Annotated in this window: 15 protein-coding genes; 13 read left to right on the top strand and 2 right to left on the bottom strand. The window is 67.1% G+C overall.

Going from position 1 to position 20739, the window contains the following annotated elements:
• The first annotated feature begins 46 nt into the window (after positions 1-46).
• The 3 genes from Q1K70_RS17645 to Q1K70_RS17635 all read left to right on the top strand — a co-directional run bounded on the left by Q1K70_RS17645 (position 47) and on the right by Q1K70_RS17635 (position 5288).
• Entirely contained in the window at positions 47-664 is a 618-nt protein-coding gene (locus tag Q1K70_RS17645) for a histidine phosphatase family protein (protein WP_300162400.1), read from the top strand.
• 185 nt (positions 665-849) lie between these two features.
• Positions 850-2043 (top strand): efflux RND transporter periplasmic adaptor subunit, encoded by a 1194-nt coding sequence (locus Q1K70_RS17640; RefSeq protein WP_300162397.1) that lies wholly within the window; start codon positions 850-852, stop codon positions 2041-2043.
• Complete coding sequence (locus Q1K70_RS17635) at positions 2040-5288, top strand: efflux RND transporter permease subunit (protein ID WP_300162394.1); 3249 nt, start codon at positions 2040-2042, stop codon at positions 5286-5288. The genes Q1K70_RS17640 and Q1K70_RS17635 overlap by 4 nt, the downstream gene beginning before the upstream one ends.
• 153 nt (positions 5289-5441) lie before the next feature.
• Here Q1K70_RS17635 and Q1K70_RS17630 read toward each other — a convergent pair whose 3' ends face one another.
• Entirely contained in the window at positions 5442-5966 is a 525-nt protein-coding gene (locus Q1K70_RS17630; protein ID WP_300162392.1) for a chemotaxis protein CheW, read from the bottom strand.
• Between the two features lie 65 nt (positions 5967-6031).
• Positions 6032-7816: a methyl-accepting chemotaxis protein gene (locus Q1K70_RS17625; protein ID WP_300162389.1), complete on the bottom strand. Its 1785-nt coding sequence runs from the start codon at positions 7814-7816 to the stop codon at positions 6032-6034.
• 948 nt (positions 7817-8764) lie between these two features.
• Between Q1K70_RS17625 and Q1K70_RS17620 the strand changes: the two genes are divergently transcribed.
• From Q1K70_RS17620 to Q1K70_RS17575, 10 genes are all read left to right on the top strand, one after another.
• Positions 8765-9001: a helix-turn-helix transcriptional regulator gene (locus Q1K70_RS17620; RefSeq protein WP_300162387.1), complete on the top strand. Its 237-nt coding sequence runs from the start codon at positions 8765-8767 to the stop codon at positions 8999-9001.
• 178 nt (positions 9002-9179) lie between these two features.
• Positions 9180-10322 carry an iron-containing alcohol dehydrogenase gene (locus Q1K70_RS17615; RefSeq protein WP_300162385.1) on the top strand — a complete coding sequence of 381 codons (1143 nt, stop codon included), beginning with the start codon at positions 9180-9182 and terminating at the stop codon, positions 10320-10322.
• Complete coding sequence (locus Q1K70_RS17610) at positions 10322-11533, top strand: ATP-binding protein (protein ID WP_300162506.1); 1212 nt, start codon at positions 10322-10324, stop codon at positions 11531-11533. The genes Q1K70_RS17615 and Q1K70_RS17610 overlap by 1 nt, the downstream gene beginning before the upstream one ends.
• On the top strand, positions 11530-12858 hold the full coding sequence (locus Q1K70_RS17605) for a sigma-54 dependent transcriptional regulator (RefSeq protein WP_300162383.1): 1329 nt from the start codon (positions 11530-11532) through the stop codon (positions 12856-12858). Before Q1K70_RS17610 ends, Q1K70_RS17605 begins: the two co-directional genes overlap by 4 nt.
• Before the next feature lie 394 nt (positions 12859-13252).
• On the top strand, positions 13253-13723 hold the full coding sequence (locus Q1K70_RS17600) for a cytochrome c family protein (RefSeq protein ID WP_300162380.1): 471 nt from the start codon (positions 13253-13255) through the stop codon (positions 13721-13723).
• Positions 13724-13798: 75 nt separating this feature from the next.
• The gene (locus tag Q1K70_RS17595) at positions 13799-15583 is read left to right on the top strand and encodes a methyl-accepting chemotaxis protein (RefSeq protein WP_300162377.1); all 1785 of its coding nucleotides are present in this window, start codon (positions 13799-13801) and stop codon (positions 15581-15583) included.
• A gap of 751 nt (positions 15584-16334) precedes the next feature.
• Positions 16335-16850: an NADP-reducing hydrogenase subunit HndA gene (gene hndA, locus Q1K70_RS17590; RefSeq protein ID WP_300162375.1), complete on the top strand. Its 516-nt coding sequence runs from the start codon at positions 16335-16337 to the stop codon at positions 16848-16850.
• A gap of 34 nt (positions 16851-16884) precedes the next feature.
• Entirely contained in the window at positions 16885-17265 is a 381-nt protein-coding gene (locus tag Q1K70_RS17585; RefSeq protein WP_300162372.1) for a (2Fe-2S) ferredoxin domain-containing protein, read from the top strand.
• Positions 17266-17289: 24 nt separating this feature from the next.
• Positions 17290-18765 carry an NADH-ubiquinone oxidoreductase-F iron-sulfur binding region domain-containing protein gene (locus tag Q1K70_RS17580; protein WP_300162369.1) on the top strand — a complete coding sequence of 492 codons (1476 nt, stop codon included), beginning with the start codon at positions 17290-17292 and terminating at the stop codon, positions 18763-18765.
• 19 nt (positions 18766-18784) lie between these two features.
• A complete protein-coding gene (locus tag Q1K70_RS17575) occupies positions 18785-20542 on the top strand; it encodes an NADH-dependent [FeFe] hydrogenase, group A6 (protein ID WP_300162366.1) in 1758 nt (585 codons plus the stop codon).
• The last annotated feature ends 197 nt before the right edge of the window (positions 20543-20739 follow it).

The raw sequence follows: 20739 nt of genomic DNA, 5'->3' as shown, positions 1-20739 counted from the left end.
GTGATAATGGCTGACGGCCGAACGTCTCGGGCCGGAAGGGGGTTCGGTGAGCGTCGTCTACCTCATGCGCCACGGCGCGATCTTCCAGCAGCGGCCCCGGCGGTTCATCGGCCAGACGGATTTTCCCCTCGCCGCGGAGGGCCGGACGCAGGCGGCCCTTTGGCGCGAGCCCCTGGCCGACGTGCCCTTCGCCGCCGCCGTGTCCTCGGACCTGACCCGCTGCCTGGAGACCGCCGCCATCGTCCTGGCCGGCCGCGACATCCCGGTGCGCCCGGAACCGCGCCTTCGCGAAATCGACCTGGGCCAGTGGGAAGGCCTCACCGTGGAAGAGGTCAAGGAGCGCTTCCCCGGCGACTACGAACGCCGGGGCCACGACCTGGTCGGCTGCCGGCCCAGGGACGGCGAGGGCTTCGGCGACGTCCAGGCCCGGGCCGTGGCCGCCTTGCGCGAACTGGCCGACATCGACGGCAACGTGCTGGTTGTGGCCCACGGCGGCGTCAACCGCACCCTGCTCTGTCATGCCCTGGGCATCGACCTGAGCCATCTTTTCCGCCTGGGCCAGGACTACTGCCGCCTCAACGTGCTGCACCTCACCGAGGAAGTCTGGCGCGTGGAAGCCGTCAACTGCGCCCCGGTCGCCCCCTGGCGCTTCCCCGGCCCCTGACGGGGGATGGCACGGGAGAAAGCCTCCGGAGTCCAGAGGGCTGTCGCCCTCTGGACTCCCTCGTCGGGGTTGCAGGTTGCATTCCATATTGCATGCCTCTGCAATATACATGGGCATGCAACCCGCGCGAAGTGAGCGTCGGCGTACGTTGACAAACAGGGGATGGCGTGGAATCTCCTGGAACCATGCGCAAACACCTCCTCGCCCCACTGTGTCTTGCCGTCGCCCTGGCCGCCTGTTCCGGCGAAAAGCCGGCCAATGCCCCGAAAATCCGTACGGTCGAGGCTCCCGTAACGACCGTGGAGCGCCGTCCCGTGGTCGAATGCCGCTCGTTTCCGGCCGAAGTGGAGTCCGGGCAGAGCGTCACTCTGGCCAGCAAGCTCACAGGCACGGTGGAGGACGTCGCCGCCCGCGAGGGCGACGCCCTGCGCGCCGGCCAGCCCATCATGCGCATCGACGACCGGGACCTGACCAGCCAGGAGCAGGGCCTGACGGCCTCGCGCGAGCAGGTCGCCCGGGAGCGCCAGGCCCTTTCCGCCCGGGCCGCCCTGGCCAGGACCACCATGGAGCGCCTGGGCAGGCTCCTTGCCCAGCGGGCGGTGAGCCAGGAGGATTTCGACAAGGCCAAGGCCGAATACGACGCCCTGGCCAGACAGGTGGAGGCCGCCGACGCCCAGGAAAAGGCGGCCACGGCCAAGCTCGGCGAGCTGGCCGCCCTTCGCGCCTACACCCGCATCGCCGCGCCCTTCGACGGCATCCTGGCCCGGCGCTACGTGGACCAGGGGGCCTTCGTCACGGCCGGCTCCCCCCTGGCCCTGGTGGACCGCTCGGGCGGCGGCTACGAACTGACGGCGCAAGTGGACGAGTCGCTCCTTTCCGGCCTGCGCCAGGGGCAGACGCTCCTGGCCGCCGTGCCGTCCCTGGCCGGGGAGCCCTTCGCCGTGACCGTCTCGGCCGTGGTCGGCCGGGTGGACCCGGCCAGCCGCACCTTCAAGCTCAAGTGCGCCCTGCCCGAGGCCGTGCCGGAAAGCCTCGGCCCGCCCCGGGCCGGCATGTTCGGCCGGGTGTTCGTGCCGGCCCGCACCGCCGAGAAGCTCCTCGTGCGGGAAGCCTGCCTGGAGCGCCGGGGCGACCTGCCCACGGCCGTGGTGGCGGACGAGGGGGGCGTGCTGCGCTTCCGGGTGGTCAAGACCGGGGCGACCTTTCTCGCCGCCACGTTCGAGGGCAAGACCTACCTGACCGACTCCGAAGCCTTCGAGGGCGGGGGCCGGGAGCGTTTCGTCGATGTCCTGAGCGGCCTGTCCCCCGGCGAGCGCGTGGCCTGCGCCCCGGGCGGCGCCCTGCGCGAGGGCGACCGGCTCGCCGGAGCGGCGCAATGACCGATCCCGCCCACCACGGCCACCACGCCGACTGGCTGACCCGCGTCACCGCGGTCTTCGTCGACTCCAAGCTCGCGCCGCTTTTGATCCTCGCCGCCGTGCTCACGGGCGTGCTGGCCGTGTGGGCCACGCCCAGCGAGGAGGAACCGCAGATCGTCGTGCCCATGATCGACGTGCACGTGTCCATGCCCGGGGCCACGCCCAAGGAAATGGAAAACCGCGTCGTCACGCCCATGGAACGCATCCTCTGGGAGGCCCCGGGCGTGGAGTACGTCTATTCCACGGCCGGGGCGGGCGAGGCCATGACCGTGGTGCGCTTCAAGGTGGGGGAAAACGCCGAGAAAAGCCTGGTGGCCGCCTACGCCAAGCTCTACCAGCACCTGGACTGGATTCCGCCCGGCTGCTCGAGGCCCATCCTCAAGCCCCACTCCATCGACGACGTGCCCGTACTCGCCGTGGCCCTGTGGGGCGGACCCTACGATTCGCGGCAGCTGCGCACCATGGCCAATTCCGTCAACGAGGAGGTGCGCCGCATCCCGGGCGTGGCCGAGACGACCGTCACCGGCGGGCGCAGGCGCGCGGTCATGGTCGAGCCCGACCCGGACCGGCTGCGGGCCCAGGGACTCGACGCCGTGGACGTGCTGGACGCCATCGGCGAGCAAAACGCCGGCCAGACCATCGGCGACGCCTTCCAGTCCGGCCAGGCCGTGTCCATCCGCCTGGACAACTTCTTCCGCGACGAAAAGGAGCTGGCCCGGGCGGTGGTGGCCGTCAAAAACGGCCGCCCGGTCTACCTTGCCGACGTGGCCGCCGTGCGCGACGGCTTCGACGAGCCCGGGGACTACGTCTTCTACCTGCCGGGCAAGGGCGTGGCGGCAACACACGCCGCGCCCGGCGCGGCCTACCCGGCCGTGACCCTGTCCGTGGCCAAGCGCGCCGGGGAAAACGCCACGAAAATCGCCAATGAAGCCCTTTCACGCCTGCACGCCCTGCGCGGCTACCTGCTGCCGGCCGACGTCAACCTGACCGTCACCCGCGATTACGGCGAGACGGCCAAGGCCAAGGTGGACGAACTGCTCATGCACCTGATCCTGGCCGCCGTCACCGTGGGCGGCGTGGTGGCCCTGTTCCTCGGGCTTCGGGCCAGCCTCGTGGTCATGGTGGCCGTGCCGGTCACGCTGGCCGTTACGCTCGCCACCTACTGGCTCACGGGCTACACCCTCAACCGCGTCACGCTTTTCGCCCTGATCTTTTGCATCGGCATTCTCGTCGACGACCCCATCGTGGACGTGGAGAACATCGTGCGCCACCTGTCGCTGCCGGGCTCGCGCGGCAGGCCCCTTTCGGAGGTGATCGTGGCGGCCGTAGGCGAGGTGCGCGCGCCGCTGGTGCTGGCCACCTTCACGGTCATCGCCGCCATCGCGCCCATGGCCTATGTGGGCGGGCTCATGGGGCCGTACATGCGGCCCATGCCCATCGGCGCGTCCGTGGCCATGCTCCTTTCCATGGCCGTGGCCTTCTGCATCACCCCCTGGACGGCCAAGCGGACGCTGCGGCCCGAGCCCGCGGACAAAGAGGCCGGCCACGGCGAGATCCCGGACGACGTAGGCACCCGGGCCTATCTCTGGCTCATGGACCGGCTGCTCAAGCGCCCGGCCTGGCGCTGGGGCTTCCTTTCCTTCGTGGGCCTGCTCTTCGCCGGGGCCTGCGCCCTTTTTCCGGCCAAGGCCGTGCTGGTCAAGATGCTGCCCTTCGACAACAAGAGCGAGTTCTCCGTGGTGGTGGACATGCCGCGCGGCACGCCGCTGGAGGAGACCACGGCCGTGGCCCGGGAACTGGCCGACGCGGTGCTGGCCCGCAGCGACGTGGCCGGGGCCACGCTCTACGCCGGCGCGGCCGGGCCCATGACCTTCAACGGCCTCATCCGCCACTACTACCAGCGCACCGGCGCCAACGAAGCCGAGGTGAGCGTCAACCTGCGGCAAAAGGGCGAACGCGACCGGCAAAGCCATCCCATCGCCAAGGAGGTGCGCGAGACGCTGGCTCCCATCGCCGCCCGCCACGACGCCCGCGTCAAGGTGGTGGAACTGCCGCCAGGGCCGCCAGTGCTCCAGACGCTGGTGGCCGAGGTCTACGGCCCGACAGACGCCGGCCGCCTGGCCGTGGCCCGGCAGGTGCGCGACATCATGAAGAAAACGCCCGATGTCGTCGATGTGGACTGGTACGTGGACGATCCCCGGCCCGAGCGCGTCATCCGGGTGGAGCGCGACAAGGCGCAGGCAGCCGGCGTCGATCCCGACCGGGCCCTTCGGGACGTGACCGCGAGCGTGGCCGGGACCGTGGCCGGGCTCCTGCACGACGAGGCCGCCCGCGAGGACGCGCCCATCGTGGTGCGCCTGCCGCTTTCCCGCCGGGCCGACGCCCGGGACATGGAGGGCATCGGCGTGCGCGGCGAGGCCGGGGGCCTGGTCTCCCTCGGCCAGATCGCGACCATCCGCGAGCAGGAGGAGCCCACGCGGCTCTACCACAAGAACCTTTTGCCCGTGGTCTACGTCACCGGCGACGTGGCCGGCCGCGAGGAGAGCCCCATTTACGCCATGGGCAGGGTCAACGATGCCCTGGCCGAGCTCGGGGCCTCGGGCAAGGGGGCCTGGCAGACGGCGGACAAGGCCGCCCTGCCCGTGCTCTGGACGGCCATGCCGGCCCAGACCGCCGACTACAGCCTGAAATGGGACGGCGAGTGGCAGATCACCTACGAGGTCTTCCGCGACATGGGCATCGCCTTCGCCGTGGTCATGGTCCTCATCTACATCCTGACCGTGGGCTGGTTCGGCTCCTACACCACGCCGCTGGCCATCATGGCTCCCATCCCGCTGTCGCTCGTCGGCATCATCCCGGCCCATGCCCTGGCCGGGGCGTTTTTTACGGCCACGTCCATGATCGGCTTCATCGCCGGGGCGGGCATCGTGGTGCGCAACTCCATCATCCTGGTGGATTTCATCGAGATGCGCCGGGGCGAGGGCGTGCCCCTGGCGCGCGCCGTGGAGGAGGCCGGGGCGGTGCGCTTCCGGCCCATGCTGCTCACGGCCATCAGCGTCGTGGCCGGGGCCTTCGTGATCCTGTTCGACCCCATCTTCCAGGGCCTGGCCATCTCGCTCATGGCCGGCGAGGCGGCGGCCACGGTCTTTTCGCGCATGGTGGTGCCCGTGGCCTACTACCTCGACGCGCGCCGCGCGGAGAGTTGATCCCGGACGATCGGGGGCGCAAAAAAGCCGTGCCGGCGTTTGCCAACGCCCGCACGGCCGGATGTTTGTCTTCCCGGCGGATCCCCGACGGCGTTCCCTAAAAATACGGCCGTATTTTCAGGAGAAGCCCCCCAGCCGTTTCGCGGACGCGGCTCAGGCGGCGTCGCGCTGCGTGTCCGCGGCGGCGCGCTCCACCAGGCCGGCCAAACCCTGGACCTCGTCCGTGTCGAAGACACGGGCCGTGTCGAGGAGCACGATGAACCGGCCGTCATGGTGGCTGATGCCCTGGATGCAGGAGTTTTCCACCTCCATGCCCATGGACGGGGGTGGCGCGATGCCGGCCTCGTCAAGTTCCAGCACCTCCTTGACCGCCTCGGTCAGCGCGCCGATGAGCCGCACCTGGCCTTGCTCATCAGTCTGCTCCACGATGACGATGCGCGTGTGGATGGTCTGCTCCACCGGGCCGAAGCCCAGCTTGACGCCGAGGTCCACCACGGGCACGGCCTGGCCCCGCACGTCGACCACGCCGCGCATGTGCTCCGGCATCCGGGGCAGCCGGGTGATTTCGGTAAAGTCCAGGATCTCGCGCACCACGAAGATGTCGATGGCGAAACAGCCCGTTTCGCCGAGCGTCAGGGTCAGGACGCGCCGGACCCCGGAAACTGCCTTCTCTTCCATGGAAGCCTCCCGCAAGCGTCTCTCCGTCCCGCGCCGGCAGGCCGCCGGCGCGGGACGGGAGGGACTTAGAACTGTTCGAACTGCTCGTCGTCGTGCCCGGCGCCGTCGGCCGGCGGCAGAGAGACCAGGCGCTGGCGCTGGGGCGCCTGCTTGCGCTGGCCGGCCTTGGCTGCGGGCTGGGCGCGCATGGCCCGGCCCGCGTTCCTGGAGGCCGTCTGCCCGGCCACCTGGAAAAATCCCACCGTGCTGACGAGCTGGGCGGCCTGGGAGGAGAGTTCCTCGGCCGTGGAGGCCAGTTCCTCCGAGGCCGAGGCGTTCTGCTGCACGACCTGGTCGAGCTGCTGGAGCCCCCGGTTGACCTGCTCCGCACCGGCGCTCTGCTCGTGGGAGGCGGCGGCGATCTCCTGCACCAGGTCCGAGGTCTTGAGGATGTCCGGCACGAGCATTTCCAGGAGCCGGCCGGCCCTCTCGGCCACGTCGAGGCTCGATGCCGAGAGGCTGTTGATCTCGGCCGCGGCGGTCTGGCTGCGTTCGGCGAGCTTGCGCACCTCGGAGGCGACCACGGCGAAGCCCCGGCCGTGTTCGCCGGCCCGGGCCGCTTCCACGGCGGCGTTTAAGGCCAGCAGGTCGGTCTGGCGGGCGATTTCTTCGATGATGGAGATCTTGGCCGCGATCTGGCGCATGGCGGTCACGGTGTCGTTCATGGCCTGGCCGGATTCCTTGGCGTCGCTGCTGGCCTTTTTGGCCAGGGTCTCGGTCTGGCGGGCGTTGTCGGCGTTGCGCATGATGGAGCTGTTGATCTGCTCCATGGACGAGGAACTTTCCTCCACCGAGGCGGCCTGTTCGGAAGCGCCCTGGGACAGGGATTCTGAGGAGGCGCTGAGCTCCTCCGAGCCCGAGGCCATGTTCTCGGCCCCGCTTTTCACCTCTTCCACCACCTCGGTCAGGCGCTCAATCATGGCGGCCAGGGAGCGCATGAGGGAATCGGCCTCGCAGCGCGGCTCCACCTTGAGCCGCAGGTCGCCCTCGGCCATCTTGCCGGCCAGCTCCGTGACCTTGCCCTCGGCCGCGGCCACGTCGCGCAGGGCCTGGCAGACCTCGCCCACCTCGTCGGCCCGCACGATGTCGAGCTTGTGGCCGAGATCGCCCCGGGCCAGGGCCTTGGCGAACTCCACGCAGGCGGTCAGCGGCTTGGCGATGGCCCGGGAGATGGCCACCCCGAGCCCCAGGCCGAGCAGGATGCTCGCGCCAACGATGGTCAACATCGTCAGCCGGCTGGAATTGTAGATCGCCGTGGAATCCGTGTAATATTCCTTGGCGTTGTCTTCCTTTATGCGGACAAGGTCCGTCATGATGTCGTCGACGACCTTCACCTTCTCCCGGCCGGCTCCCATGGACAGTTCGATAGAAGCCCGATTGTTCTGGAGATCCTCTTTCTTACAGGTCTCGATGATCTGGTCCCAAACGGGCTGGAGGGCGTTCCAGGCCGTGTCGAGCTTGGCCATGGCCTCTTTGCCTTCCTTGGATACAAAAAGGGGTTTGGCCGTGGCCATCTGATTCATGTATTCTTTCTTATACTGCCCGAGACGCTCCTGCACCTGGTTACGTTCTTCGGCAGTTCTAGAAAGAATGAGATTTTTTATACCTCGGTCAATATATAAAAGATTTATATTTGCCTCTTTCATTGCGGAGATGCCTATCAGCTCTCTCGTATACATCACGTCGTTCATGTCGTTGATAACGCCCATATTCCGCAGTCCAAGGAAGCCTACTGCAGCAGTAATAAGCGCCATAAGGATAAATGACAGGACAAGTTTTTTACCGACACGCAAATTGTTGAACCATTGCATACGACTCCTCCACATTCCAGCGTTGCAGACACTACACTACACAGGCGGCCAACGTTCCGCCTGACCTGCAAGCGCTCCGCTCCCCCAAGGACATGAAGGGTCGTTCAGTAATAACCGCCGACGCATCCATACCCAGCCAACGATGACGCTTGTCGCCGATGCATCCTCGCCGTCATGCGCCCCCCCGAGAATCATTGCGCCTTATGTGAGGATGTTTATCCCAAGACCGAAACTCCGAATGCCCCCATGTCTTTCGCCATGACCCCTGTGCATTCTGTTTCGAGTCCATTGTCGTCAACTCTTCCGGCAACAACACCTCCTTCATTTTTTATATGAGCGGCTTATAAAAGTCATCGTTTTTTTGTTTTTCACAAAATATCGCAAAATAAATACCAATATCGCCTCAACATAGTTTCATTACACTCTCAAGCAGCAGCGGCACCCCCCGAGACATCCCCATCGCGATGTGCATGCATCCGCTCCACCACGAAGGACCCGGCGCACGCCAGTTCTCCACCGGCTCCCCTCTCCAGCGACCCGGCTCACGACCGGGCCGCGCCGCTCGCGACGCCTTCCCGCATGGTTTCGCATCGCTTTCGCATGGCGATTCAAGCATGGATATAACCCTGTAAATACCTGTGCAGAGACAACGCCTTCATAAAAATAACGCGGAATTCCGCCGCGCCCCCTGCCGCCCTATTTTCAAATCTCAAGAAATGTGTTCAGCGCCGTTCTGAGAAGGCAAAAGGCGCTTGCCGCCCAAAACAGCCTTGCGCCTTGCCGCCCATGCCGCTGGAAACAAGGAGGCCCTGCCTTTATGGTGCGCCTCGCCCCTTTGTCCCTGCCCGCAATTGTCGTCCTGAAACGGTGCCCCGCCTTTTCTTCAGCTTTCTGTTACGGAAAATATCCCCTTTTGGGATATTCCGCAACCCGATCTATTTACATGTTGTGAAGTTTCATAACTACTCCCGGCGCTACGAATCCCTGCGCGCCCTGCTGTTCGCGTTGCGCAAGGAGGCCGGCCTGCGTCAGGCCGAGCTGGCCGCGCGGCTGGGATGTCCGCAGTCCTTCGTGAGCAAGTACGAAAGCGGACAGCGCAGGCTCGACCTGATCGAGGTGGAAGCCATCTGCGAGGCCCTGGGGACGACGCTTGCGGAACTCGTCGAACGGTTCAGTCGGGAGTGAGGCGCGCCAGGGCCTCCGGCCGGGCCGGCTTGACCTTTTGCGCGGGCGCGGTATAGTTTACAGTCGAAATCATTGAAGTCTGGCCTTGCGGAAAACGCCGGGCCGGCCGTTGTCCTTTTCCGGGTAACGCCTGCCCGCGCCGGCGGGACCTCCGCCCGCCCCAGCCGCAAGGAGCGCCATGCGGATCAGCAAGTTCGCCATCCCCGAGATCATCTTCGGACGCGGCAGCATCGTCCATCTGGCCTCCTGCGCCAAGCGCCTGGGCGGACGGCGGGTGCTGCTCGTCAGCGACCAGGGCCTGGTCGCGGCCGGCTGGGTCGACCGCATCATGGAGATCCTGCGCGACAACGGCCTGGAGTGGATCTACTACGACGCCGTCAATTCCAACCCCCGCGACTATCAGGTCCACGAGGGCGCGGAAATCTACGTGCGCGAACGCGCCGACGTCCTCATCGCCGTGGGCGGCGGCAGCCCCATGGACGCGGCCAAGGGCATCGCCACCATCGTCGGCAACGGCGGCCGCATCAGCGACTACGAAGGGGCCAACCGCATCATGCGCCCCCTGCCCCCCATGATCTTTCTGCCCACCACGGCCGGCTCGGGCTCGGACATCTCCCAGTTCTGCATCATCACCGACGTGGAGCGCCAGCTCAAGATGTCCATCATCAGCCGGTCGCTGGTGCCCAACATCTCCATCATCGATCCCCTGGTGCTCCTGACCAAAAGCGAGAAGCTCATCATCTCCTCGGGCATCGACGCCTTCGCCCACGCCGTGGAGTCCTACCTTTCGCTGCTTTCCTCGCCGTTCACCGAGCACCAGGCCCTCAAGGCCATGCGGCTGATCTCCCAGAACCTCCGGCCGGCCCTGGAGGACCGCTCCATCGAGGCCCTGGAGAACCTGAGCATCGCCGCGACCTCGGCCGGCATGTCCTTCTCCAACGCGGGCCTGGGCGTCGGGCATTCCCTGGCCCATTCGCTGGGCGGCATGTTCGACGTGCTCCACGGCCTGGTCCACCCGATCCTCCTGCCCCACGTCATGCGCTTCAACCTGCCGGCCAGCGTGGACAAGCTGGCGGCCATCGGGCGCATCGTCTGCGGCCCGCGCATGTGCTCCTCCCAGTACATCGCCCAGGCCGGCATCAGCTGGCTGGAGCGCTTCTTCGCCGACCTCGGCGTGCCCGTGCGCCTGCGCGACATCCTGCCCGACCGCAGCTGCCTGGAGACCATCGCCAAAGCGGCGGTCAACGACGCCTGCACCCTGACCAATCCCAGGCCCGCCACATGGGAATCCCTGCTCGGCGTGTGCCAGGAGGCCTGGTGATGCCCTGGCGGGCGCCGTCCCTCGAGGACCTCATCGGCATCGAACACAGCAAGCTCGGCTTTTTCCAGGAGCTGCGCCAGACCATCGAAGCCCTCAAAGACGCCAACGCCCAGTCCTCCCAGCGCCGCCGCGAGATCGCCGCCATCCTCGACGGCATCACCGACATCATGATGGTGCTCTCGCCGGAGCTGCGCATCCTCTCGGTCAACCACGTCTTCCGCCAGACCTTCCCCGACCCGGCCCCGGAAGGGAAGTTCTGCCACCAGCTCTTCCGGGGTCAGGACCAGCCCTGCCCGGACTGCCCGGCCAGCCGGTCCCTGGCCACGGGCGACATCTGCCGCGAGACCGCCATCTTCAAGATCGGCGGCAAGAACGTGCAATACGAGATGGTGGCCTCGCCCATCCACCACCCCGACGACCCGGAGCAGCACATCCTGGTGTTCAAGCGCGACGTGACCCGGGAAAAGGAATACCAGGCCAAGTTCTACCAGGCCGAGAAGATGGCCACCATCGGCATGCTGGCCACGGGCGTGGCCCACGAGGTCAACAATCCCCTCACGGCCATCTTCGGCTTCGCCGAGGGCCTGCGCCGCCGTCTGCCGGCCCTGCGCGAAAAGGTCGATCCCCGGGTTGTGGACGACGTGGAGGACTACGTCAGCACCATCCTCCAGGAATGCCGGCGCTGCCAGGACATCGTCACCACCCTGCTCACCTTCAGCCGCCACAAGACCGTGAGCTTTTCGCCGGTGAGCCTAAACGCCGTGGTCGAGGACACCCTCAAGCTCCTGCGCAGCCACCTCAAGCAGCGCAGCCAGGCCAAGATCACCGTGCGCACGGAACTCAGCGAAGACCTGCCCCCGGTCTCCGGCGACGAACACCAGATCAAGCAGGTCATGCTCAACCTCCTCGTCAACGCCATGGACGCCATCGCCGGGCCGGGCCGCATCGTCATCACCACCTTCCAGTCCTCCTCCGGGGCGGTGTGCCTGTCCGTGGCCGACTCCGGCTGCGGCGTGAAGCCCGAGCACCTGGACAAGCTCTTCGAGCCGTTTTTCACCACCAAGCGGGCCGGCAAGGGCATCGGCATTGGCCTCTCCACCTGCATGTCCATCGTGGCCAAGCACCAAGGGGAGATCGCGGTGCAAAGCGAACCAGGCCAGGGCGCGACCTTCACCGTGAAATTTCCCTTAAACCCGGAAAAACTCCCATGACGAGCCCCTACAGCGTCCTTGTCGTCGACGACGAGCCCTCCATCGGCAAACTGCTCAAAAAGGAGCTCTCCTCCCCGGCCCGCGCCGTGGCCACGGCGGAAACCGCCCACCAGGCCCGGGAGATGCTGCGCCGCAACGCCTACGAGGTGGCGGTCCTGGACCTGCGCCTGCCCGACGCCGACGGCCTGGACCTGCTGGTGGAGATCCGCCAGCACTCCCCGGACGTGGAGGTCATCATCATCACCGGCCACGGCAACATCGACTCGGCCGTGGAGGCCATGAAGCTCGGAGCCTACGACTACATCACCAAGCCCTTCAACCTGGAGGAGCTGGAACTCATCGTGGAGCGGGCCTACCAGCGGGCCTGCCTGCGCTTCGAAAACCGCCAGCTGCGGCACGCCCAGACCCGCGACCAGCCCCAGCAGATCGTGGGCAACTCCGCCGCCATCAAACAGATTCGCTTCCTGATCGAGAAGGTCGCGCCCACCGACGTGCCCGTGCTCATCACCGGCGAGTCCGGGGCCGGCAAGGAGGTCGCGGCCACGGCCATCCAGGCCCGGTCCAGGCGGGCGGACAAGCCCTACGTCATCAAAAACTGCGCCACGCTCCAGAAGGAGTTGGCCCGCTCCGAGCTCTTCGGCTACGTCAAGGGCTCGTTCACCGGGGCCACGGAAAACCGCGAGGGCCTCATGACCTTCGCCAACAAGGGGACGCTGTTCCTCGACGAGATCGGCGAGCTCCCCATGGAGGTGCAGGCCTCGCTTTTGCGCACCCTGGAGAACAAGACCTACCGGCGCGTGGGCGACAAGGACGAGCGCACCACCGACATCCGCCTGGTCTTCGCCACCAACCGCAACCTGGCCAAGGAGGTGGAGGCCGGCCGCTTCCACGAGGCGCTCTACCACCGCATCAACGTCTTCAACATCGAGCTGCCGCCGCTGCGCGAGCGCAAGGAGGACATCCCGCTCCTGGTGGAATACTTCCTCGGCCGGGTGCAGGCCGCCGGCACCTACCGCGTGTCCGACCGGGCCATGGGGTGCCTCATCAACTACCAGTGGCCGGGCAACATCCGCGAGCTGAGAAACGTCATCGAGCGCGGGGTCATCCTGGCCGAGGGCGGGGTCATCACCGAGAACGCCCTGCCCCGGGAACTCTCCGTGCAGGTCGAGGGCGAAAGCGACTTCCTGTCGCTCGAGGCCGTGGAGCGCGAGCACATCGCCAAGGTTCTGGCCTGCTTCGGCAACAACCGCACCCTGGCCGCCACGGCGCTCGGCATCTCCCGCAAGACGCTCTACCGCAAGATCAGGGAGTACGACATCATGTGACCCCGTCCCGGGGCCTGCTCCTTGCCGGCTTCTGACACACCCTCGCCGCCGTTTTGAGGCAAAAGGCTCCAGGCCATCACGCGCCCGCCGCCGGCCGTTGCCGCACCCGCCTGCCCGACCCGGGGGCGGCCGCCTCACATATCTTGAAAATTATTATTATTTCAGCTTGTTGGCACCCTTCGACAACGTCTGCGCCAAGCCGCCTCCAACCACGCCCGCCTGCCCCGGATACCGTCTCCCCGGTATGCATCTTGCTCTTCTCATCACGAATCAGACCTTACCGCGTGTGCCCTTCCCTGCCCGGCGGGACGCGCGACGAGGCCACCGAGGCGACGCGTGGGCCGTCGTTCCCGTCCGCGACGGCCCCGCCTCGCCCTTCAAAGGGAGTACGCCCATGGCATGGCGAGCATGGCTGGTCCCGGCCCTGTGGGGCCTTGCGTTCCTGTGTCCCGGCCCGCGCGGGGCGGCCCTGGCCGAGGAGGCCCGCTATGTGGGCACGGCCGCCTGCGCCGGCTGCCACCCCGACCAGCACGCGGCCTTCGTCAAGCACTCCAAAAAGGCCCATGCTTCGGAAAACGTCCGGCGCATGGCCGTCAAGCTCACGCCCGAGGAACTGGCCGGCTGCTTCGCCTGCCACGTGACGGGCTACGGCCAGCCCGGGGGCTTCACGAGCTTCGCCGCCACCCCGGGACTGGCCGACGCCGGCTGCGAGGTCTGCCACGGCCCGGGCGCGGCCCACGCCGCCTCGGGCGATCCGGCCGCCATCAGGGGCAAGCCCACCGTGGCCGACTGCCAGGGCTGCCACAACGAATCCCGCGTCCGCGCCTTCGGCTACAAGCCGCTGCTCAAGGCCGGGGCGCATTAGGCGGCGCGCCGCCAGGTTCCGCATCCGCACCGCGACGCCAGGCGCGCCGCCACGGCCGCGCCCGGGAGGTTTCCCATGCGCAGAAGCTTCGGTTCCCTCTCCCTCGGTTCCAAGGCCCTGATCCTGGTGTGCCTGGTGGCCGCCGCCGTCCTGGCCGGACTGTTCACGGCGAGCGCCCTGTGGCAGCGCCACAACGCCCTGGCCCAGATCCAGGCCGCCTCCAGGCGCACGGCCGACCTCATCCAGCTCGTGGTCAGCGAACCCATGCTCCTCGGCGACAGCCAAGGCACCACGGCCCAGTTCACCCGGATCGCCGAGGCCGGCGGCAGGTCCAACGCCTTTCTCACCGATTTCCGCGGCGAGACCACCTACGCCACCCGTGCCGACGCCCTGCGCCGCCCCCTGTCCCACAGCCTGCCCGAACCGGACGTGGCCGCCCTGCTCGACGGGGCTCTGGCCAAGGGGCTCGACGGCGCTGCCCTGCTGCACGCCGGGGAGAGGCCCGCCTTCGTCACGGTGCGGGCCGTGAAGAACGCCCCGGACTGCCACCACTGCCACGGGGCCAGCCGCCCCGTGCTCGGGGCCCTGGTCACCGTGGAGGACGTCTCGCCGGAAATGGCCGCCCTGTCCGCGGCCCAGACCAAGACCGCCCTGCTCTCCCTGGGCGGCCTGCTGGCCCTGGTGGCGGCGCTGTGGCTTTTCATGAAGCGCACCATCATCGACCGGCTGGCCTTCCTGGCCAGCCACAGCCAGCGCATCGCCACGGGCGACATGGACGCCTGCCTGGAGATCCACGAACGCGTGGACAAGCGCATCCTCGGCGGACGCACCGACGAGATCACCTCCCTGGCCGACGCCCTGTGCACGCTCGTGGACAACCTCAAGCAGAAGATCATCGAGGCCGACCAGAAGACCCGCGAGGCGGCGGACGAGGCCGCCCGGGCCGGAACCTGCCTGGCCGAGGCCGAAACGGCCCGGGAGGCGGCCGTGGCCGCCCGGCGCGAAGGCGCGGCCGCCGCCGCCCGCACCCTCGAGGGCGTCATCATCCGCCTGGGCGGGGCCTGCGAGGCGCTCACCGGCAAGGTCGGCGAGGCCAGGGAGGGAGCGCAGGCCCAGCGGGCCTCGGCCGCCGAGACGTCCCTGGCCATCGGCGAAATGAACAGCGTGGTCATGGAAGTGGCCAAGAACGCCGGCGAAGCCGCCACCACCGCCGCCGAGGCCCGGGCCAAGGCCGACGAGGGATCGAAGACCGTGCTCGACCTCGTGTCCATGATCGGGGCCATCCGCGAGAAGGCGGCGGCGCTTCGCGAGGACATCACGGTGCTCGGCCGCGAGGCCCAGGGCATCGGCGCGGTCATCGGCGTGATTTCCGACATCGCGGACCAGACCAACCTGCTGGCGCTCAACGCCGCCATCGAGGCGGCCCGGGCCGGCGAGGCCGGGCGCGGCTTCGCCGTGGTGGCCGACGAGGTCCGAAAGCTGGCCGAAAAGACCATGGCCGCCACCAAGGAGGTCGAGCAGGCCGTCACCGCCATCCAGCACGGCACCGGCGAGCACGTCAAAAGCGTGGAGCAGGCGGCCACGGCCATCGAAGGGGCCGACGCCCTGGCCCGGCGCTCGGGCGACGCCCTTTCCGGCATCGTGGCCCTGGTGACGGCCTCGGCCGACCAGGTGCAGGCCATCGCCGCCGCCGCCGAGCAGCAGTCGGCCGTGAGCGAGGAGATCAGCCGCACCGTGGAGTCCATCAGCCGCGTCTCGGGCGACACGGCCGCGGCCATGGAGGATTCGGACGCCGCCGTGGCCGGCCTGTCCCGGGAGGCCGACAACCTCAAGGGCCTGGTGGACGAGATGCTGGCCTGACCGGCGGCCCGGGGCCGCATCGCCGGTCGCGGCCGCCGCTCCCGAACGCTTTTCGCCAAAGCCCGGCGCGGCGGCGATTTTTATTCCCCGCCGCGCCGGGCTTGTCCGCTCCCGGCCCAATAGTCCGAAAATACGGACATCCCTCCGCGATCCCGGACCGCGACGCCCCTCTGCCCGCCCCCGCCGACCCGGGCGAGACCCCAGGCCCATGGGGGAGGGGGGGATGCGCATGGAAACAAAACGTGCTACCGTAGTCCTGAAAATCATATCCCGCGAGTCCGGCAACCACAGAAGCCCAGAGGCGTCTGGGAGGGTGGCATTTTGACCCATTTTTTCCCGACGGCTAGCGCACTTTGTCTTGTGGCAGCCAACATCGTGGAATCAAAGCTTTTCTGGAAGTTTCTCCACCACTGCCACCGCCGCCCCGGGACACGATCACGCCTTGTCGCCCCTTCCGGCCCCGGCCTGCCTGGCACCGCTTTTCACAATAGGCTGATATTCCTGAGACAATGTCCTTGGTCCGGTTCTTGCTGCTCTGTGGCGAGAAAGCGGAACGTACGACGAACATCCTATTATTCCAGAGGGGTAGACGTCGTGAGCAGTAAGCCCCCCTAGTTTGTGATATTTTTCACAAAGTGACCAGGGGTCAGGAACACCGCGGAGCCCGGTCCGTCGCCGCCACCGTCCCGGCGCCGCCACCGTGCCTCGCCTTCCAGGAACATTAAAATGCCGTAAGGAGAGGTGCTTGGGTATGCAAAACTCAACTTGTCAAGCGGTCGGCGAATGCCGGGTGCCGGATCATGCCGTCCTGCCGCAGCCGCTCTACCGGGAAGTCGTCCAATTCATCGAAGCCCTGCCCCAGAAGGAAGGCCACCTCGTCACCGTGCTGCACAAGGCGCAAAGCGTCTTCGGCTACCTGCCCATCGAGGTGCAGCAGTTCGTGGCCGACTACATGGAAGTCCCCCTGGCGCAAGTCTACGGCGTAGTCAGCTTCTACACCTTCTTCACCATGGTGCCCAAGGGCAAGTTCCCCATCTCCATCTGCATGGGCACGGCCTGCTTCGTCAAAGGCGCGGACAAGGTGGTCCAGGCCTTCAAGGAGCAGCTCAAGGTGGACATCGGCGACGTCACTCCGGACGGCAAGTTCTCCATCGACACCCTGCGCTGCGTCGGCGGCTGCGCCCTGGCCCCCATCGTCATGGTCGGGGAGAAGGTCTACGGCAACGTCACTCCCGGCCAGGTGAAGAAGATCCTGGCCGACTACTAGCCCGTCCCACTGACCGGACGCCAAGGAGCGCTTCATGAGCACCATCAGGAACATCGACGAGCTCAAGGCCAAGCGCCAGGAGATCCTGGCCCGCAAGGCCGCCGGCAACGGCAAGACCATCATCAACGTGTCGCTGGCCACCTGCTCCATCGCCGCCGGCGGCAGGGCCGCCCTGGAAGCCATGCAGGACGAGGTGGCCCAAAACGGACTGACCGGCGTGGAATTCATGCAGTCCGGCTGCATGACCTACTGCTACGCCGAACCCACCGTGGAAATCACGCTGCCCGGCAAGGCCCCCGTGGTCTTCGGCGGCGTGGACGAGGGCAGGGCCCGGGAACTGGTGACCGAGTACGTCATGAAGGGCGAACCGGTCGAGGGAATCATCCCCGTCAACTACGAACGGGTAGTCCTGTAATCAAACCAACCGGGAGACGACGACATGCCAGCGACGACCACGGATAAAAAGCAAATTCGGATCGCGACCCGCAACTGCGGCTTCATCGATCCCGAAAGCATCGACGACTACATCGCCATCCGCGGCTACGAGGCCCTGGCCAAGGCCCTGACCATGACCCCGGCCGAGGTGGTGGAACTCATCAAGACCTCGGGGCTTCGCGGCCGCGGCGGCGGCGGCTTCCCCACCGGCGTCAAGTGGGGCATCGCGCTGGGCAACCAGGCCGACCAGAAATACATCGTGTGCAACGCCGACGAAGGCGACCCGGGCGCGTTCATGGACCGCGCCGTGCTCGAGGGCGACCCCCACTCGGTGGTCGAGGCCATGGCCATCGGCGGCTACGCCATCGGCGCCACCATCGGCACGGTCTACATCCGGGCCGAGTATCCCCTGGCCATCAAGCGCCTGCGCAAGGCCATCGACGACGCCCGCACCTACGGCCTGCTCGGCAAGAACATCTTCGGCTCGGGCTTCGACTTCGACATCGAGCTCAAGTACGGCGCCGGCGCGTTCGTGTGCGGCGAGGAAACGGCGCTGATCCGCTCCATGGAAGGCAAGCGCGGCGAGCCCGTGACCAAGCCGCCCTTCCCGGCCCAGTCCGGCTATTGGGAAAAGCCCACCATCGTCAACAACGTCGAGACCTTCGCCAACGTTCCGGCCATCGTGCTCAAGGGCGCGGACTGGTTCTCGTCCATCGGCACCGCCACCTCCAAGGGCACCAAGGTCTTCGCCCTGGCCGGCAAGATCGTCAACGTGGGCCTCATTGAAGTGCCCATGGGCATCACGCTTCGCGAGGTCATCTTCGAGATCGGCGGCGGCTGCCCCGACGGCAAGAAGTTCAAGGCCGTGCAGACCGGCGGCCCCTCGGGTGGCGCGCTCTCCTACAAGGACCTCGACGTGGCCATCGACTACGAGTCGCTCATCGCCCGCAAGTCCATGATGGGCTCCGGCGGCATGGTCGTCATGGACGAGGACGACTGCATGGTGTCCGTGGCCAAGTTCTTCCTGGACTTCACCATGGACGAGACCTGCGGCAAGTGCACGCCCTGCCGCATCGGCTCCAAGCGCCTCTACGAGATCCTCGACAAGATCACCAAGGGCAAGGGCACCAAGGCCGACCTGCCGCGCCTCAAGTCGCTGTGCGACAACATCAAGGACACGGCGCTGTGCGGCCTGGGCCAGACCATGCCCAACCCGATCCTGTCCACCATGGACACCTTCGCCAACGAATACGAAGCCCACATCAACGAGAAGAAGTGCCCGGCCCACGTCTGCACGGCCATGCTGACCTACACCATCGATCCCGCCAAGTGCACCGGCTGTACGCTGTGCACCAAGGTCTGCCCGGTGGAGTGCATAACCGGCACGAAGAAGCAGCCGCATACCATCGATGCCACGAAGTGCATCAAGTGCGGCGCCTGCTACGACAAGTGCAAGTTCGACTCCATCATCAAGCAATAAGGATCCAAGGAGGTCCGCAATGTCCATGCTGACAATAACCATAGACGGCAAGACGACGTCCGTGCCAGCGGGCAGCACCATCCTGGATGCCGCCAAAAAGCTCGACATCGACATCCCGACCCTGTGCTACTTCAACCTGGAAGAGCTCAAGGTCAACAACCAGGTCGCCTCCTGCCGCGTCTGCGTGGTCGAGGTCGAGGGCCGGCGCAACCTCGCCCCGGCCTGCGCCACCCCGATCTCGGACAACATGGTGGTCAAGACCAACACCCTGCGCGTTTTAAACGCCCGCAAGACCGTGCTCGAGCTCATGCTGTCCGACCACCCCAAGGACTGCCTGGTCTGCGCCAAGTCCGGCGAGTGCGAGCTGCAGGCCCTGGCCGAGCGCTTCGGCATCCGCGAGTCGCCTTATGACGGCGGCGAGATGTCCCACTACCGCAAGGACATCTCCCCCTCCATCATCCGCGACATGGACAAGTGCATCATGTGCCGCCGTTGCGAGTCCGTCTGCAACCAGGTCCAGACCTGCGGCGTGCTCTCCGGCGTCAACCGCGGCTTCACCGCCGTGGTCGCCCCGGCCTTCGAGATGAACCTGGCCGACACCGTGTGCACCAACTGCGGCCAGTGCGTGGCCGTGTGCCCGGTGGGCGCGCTGGTCGAGCACGACCACAGCTGGGAAGTGGTCGAGGCCCTGGCCGATCCCGAAAAGGTCGTCATCGTCCAGACCGCCCCGGCCGTGCGCGCCGCCCTGGGCGAGGACCTGGGCATCGCCCCGGGCACCTCGGTCACCGGCAAGATGGCCGCGGCGCTTCGTCGCCTGGGCTTCGACCACGTCTTCGACACCGACTTCGCCGCCGACCTGACCATCATGGAGGAAGGCTCGGAGTTCCTCGACCGCCTGACCCGGTTCCTGGGCGGCGACCAGACGGCCAAGCTGCCCATCCTCACCTCCTGCTGCCCGGGCTGGGTCAAGTTCTTCGAACACCAGTTCCCGGACATGCTCGACGTGCCGTCGACGGCCAAGTCGCCCCAGCAGATGTTCGGCGCCATCGCCAAGACCTACTACGCCGACATGCTGGGCATCCCCCGCGAAAAGCTGGTGGTGGTCTCGGTCATGCCCTGCCTGGCGAAAAAGTACGAGCGCGCCCGTCCCGAGTTCGCCGTGGACGGCAACCCGGACGTGGACATCGTCATCTCCACCCGTGAGCTGGCGCGCCTGATCAAGCGCATGAACATCGACTTCGCCGGACTTCCCGACGAGGACTTCGACGCGCCGCTCGGCGCGTCCACCGGCGCGGCCCCGATCTTCGGCGTCACCGGCGGCGTCATCGAGGCGGCGCTGCGCACCGCCTACGAGCTGGCCACCGGCGAGACCCTGACCAAGGTCGAGTTCGAGGACGTGCGCGGCATGGAAGGCGTCAAGCGCGCCGTGGTCAAGGTCGGCCCCCACGAGCTGGTCATCGGCATCGCCCATGGCCTGGGCAACGCCCGCAAGCTCCTTGAGCGCGTGCGCGCCGGCGAGACCTTCCACGCCATCGAGGTCATGGCCTGCCCCGGCGGCTGCATCGGCGGCGGCGGACAGCCCTACCACCACGGCGACATCGAGCTGCTCAAGCTCCGTACCAAGGTCCTGTACGACGAGGACGAGGGCAAGCCCCTGCGCAAGTCGCACCAGAACCCGTACATCATCGAACTCTACGAGAAGTTCCTGGGCAAGCCGCTGTCCGAGAAGTCGCACCACCTGCTGCACACCCACTCCTACAAACGCCAGCGCCTCTAAGAGAAGACCAGGAGAGGCGCTGCCTCTCCTGGACCTCTCCGCCGGGGGGGATTATCCCCCCCGGCCCCCCCTGATGGGGTTTTATAGACGACCGTTCATTGACTCCTCCTCCTTCCCCCTCGCCGCAGGCGACGGCCTTGTGGGGGCGGCATTCACGGGGGCGTCGGCTCGCGCAGCGAGGCGTGCCGCCCCCGTGA

Origin of the sequence: Solidesulfovibrio sp., assembly GCF_029978005.1 — a bacterium.
Lineage (GTDB): Bacteria > Desulfobacterota > Desulfovibrionia > Desulfovibrionales > Desulfovibrionaceae > Solidesulfovibrio.
Note: the sequence above shows the minus strand (reverse complement) of the source record. Positions and strands in the feature narration are given on the sequence as shown.